At 74.7% G+C, this 2215-nt stretch carries 4 protein-coding genes; 2 read left to right on the forward strand and 2 right to left on the reverse strand.

The features are described from left to right. Window positions 1-278: hypothetical protein (locus ACE3Q3_RS24065; RefSeq protein ID WP_374450353.1), on the forward strand; the 278-nt coding region annotated here is incomplete at its 5' end. Continuing rightward, a complete protein-coding gene (locus tag ACE3Q3_RS24070) occupies window positions 275-898 on the forward strand; it encodes a hypothetical protein (protein WP_374450355.1) in 624 nt (207 codons plus the stop codon). The genes ACE3Q3_RS24065 and ACE3Q3_RS24070, both read left to right, overlap by 4 nt. Here the strand turns inward: ACE3Q3_RS24070 and ACE3Q3_RS24075 are convergent. Together ACE3Q3_RS24075 and ACE3Q3_RS24080 are read right to left on the reverse strand one after the other, a co-directional pair. Then, the gene (locus ACE3Q3_RS24075; protein WP_374450357.1) at window positions 882-1889 is read right to left on the reverse strand and encodes an ABC transporter ATP-binding protein; all 1008 of its coding nucleotides are present in this window, start codon (window positions 1887-1889) and stop codon (window positions 882-884) included. The genes ACE3Q3_RS24070 and ACE3Q3_RS24075 overlap by 17 nt on opposite strands. Continuing rightward, window positions 1886-2215: oligopeptide/dipeptide ABC transporter ATP-binding protein (locus ACE3Q3_RS24080; RefSeq protein WP_374450359.1), on the reverse strand; the 330-nt coding region annotated here is incomplete at its 5' end. The genes ACE3Q3_RS24080 and ACE3Q3_RS24075, both read right to left, overlap by 4 nt.

The raw sequence follows: 2215 nt of genomic DNA on the forward strand, positions 1-2215 counted from the left end.
GGGAGGAACTGGGCGGCCGCACCGTCACCCGCCACCATGTCGACGGCCGCGGCGCCGACGGCGCCCGCGTCGTCGGCGAGGTCTGGCTGACCGACGAGAGGATCCCGCTGAAGTCGGCGCTCGACGTCACCGAGGAGGGGCAGACGGTGCGCATCGTCCAGGAACTGAGCGACCTGCGGATCGGACCGATCGATCCCGACCTGTTCCGGGTGCCCCCCGGCTACCAGCGGATGCCGCTGCCGGCCGGTGGCGGCCAGCCGCCGACGCGCCGGCTGTGAACGCCGTGACGGCCCGCCTGCTGGCGCTCGTCCTTCTCGTCCTCGCGGCGGTCGCGCCGGCCACCGCGCAGGGCTACGGGCCCTTCGGCCCGCCCGACGTCTCCTACACGGCCGATGCCACCGTGACGCTGGGCCGCCGCAGCTACGACATGCGGGTCGTCGCCAGCGGTCCACTGGAGCGGCGCGAGATGGTGACCCAGGGCATCCGGCGCATCGTGCTGATCGACCAGCGGTCGCGGCGCGCCAGCCTGCTCCTCCCGGACCAGCGGGTGGCGATGGACGCCGACATCTCGCTGGTCCCGGGCGTCGGCGAACTCTTCCAGCTGCGCTGGAAGACGCGGCCCCTGGGGCACGAGCAGGTGGCCGGGACGCGGGCCCGCAAGCATCGGGTCGACGGCACCAACGGCCGCGGCGACCGGATCACCGGCCATGCCTGGGTGACGGGTGGCAACGTCATGGTGCGCGCCGACCTCGAGGTGCGGCGCGAGGGCAAGGTGACCCGCGTCCACCAGGAACTGCACAACCTGCGCGTCGGCGCGATCGACCACGCCTTGCTGGCGATCCCGGCCGGCTATCGCCGGATGCCGCTGCCGATGAACCTCTTCAACCGCCAGAAATAGGCGGGGCCGGCGCCATCGCCAGCCGCTCGGCGAGGTGGCAGCGCACGAGGCGGCCGTCGACCTCCCGCAAGGCCGGCGCCTCGGCCGCGCAGCGCGGCTCGGCCAGCGGGCAGCGGGTATGGAAGCGGCAGCCGGAAGGCGGGTCGATCGGGCTCGGCACGTCGCCGCTGAGCGGCGGCGGCCGGTCCGGATCGCGGCTGGAGCGGCCGATCTCGGGCGCGGCGGCGAAGAGGGCGCGGGAATAGGGGTGCAGCATCCGGCGGCGCAGTGCCGCCGCGTCGCCGAGTTCGACCACCTCGCCCAGGTACATGACCGCGATGCGGCGGGCGATGTGCCGGACCAGCGCCAGATTGTGCGAGATGAAGAGGTAGGCGACGCCGCGGCGCGCCTGGATGTCGCGCAGGAGGTTGATGACCTGGGCCTGGATCGAGACATCGAGGGCCGAGACCGGCTCGTCGCAGACGACGATGCGGGGCTCGACCGCGAGCGCCCGGGCGATGGCGACGCGCTGGCGCTGGCCGCCCGAAAGCTCGTGCGGGTAGCGGTCGAGATGCTCGCCGGCCAGCCCGACCTCGGCCAGGAGTTCGGCCACCCGGTCGCGGCGGCGGCGGCGCGGCGCCAGGCGATGGATGCGGAGCGCATCGCCGACCGCATCGCCGACCGACCGGCGCGGGTTGAGGCTGGCATAGGGGTCCTGGAAGACGATCTGCACCCGGCGCCGGAAGCGCAGGGGATCGCGGCGGAGGATCTCGCCCGCGTCCTCGCCTTCGAGGAGCAGCGTCCCGCCGCTGGGTTCGGTCAGCCCGGTCAGGCAGTTGGCGAGCGTCGACTTGCCACAGCCGGATTCGCCGACGACCGCCAGCGTCTCGCCCGCCGCCACTGCCAGCGAGACGCCGTTCAGCGCATGGACGACGCGCCTCGCCCCGCCGAAGCCGCCGGCGACGGGGAAGCGCTTGGCGAGGTCGCGCGCCTCCAGCACCGGGGCCGTCATGCGGCGACCTCCCCGGCGCGGAAGCAGGCGGCGACGTGCGCCTCCCCGATCGTCCGGAGCGGCGGGATGGCGCCCCGGCACCGGTCGTCGGCGAGCGTGCAGCGCGGCGCGAAGGTGCAGCCCGGCGGCATCGCGTGCGGCGAGGGCACGGTGCCCGGGATCTCGGCGAGGCGGCCGCCATCCTCCCGCCACTCCGCCGCGCGCAGCAGGCCGGCGGTGTAGGGATGGCGTGGGCGGGCGAGGATCTCCGCCACCGGCCCTTCCTCGACCTTGCGGCCGGCATAGAGGACGACGACGCGCTGGGCCGTCTCCCAGACGACGCCGAG

Origin of the sequence: Allostella sp. (assembly GCF_041913585.1) — a bacterium.
GTDB lineage: Bacteria > Pseudomonadota > Alphaproteobacteria > ATCC43930 > Allostellaceae > Allostella.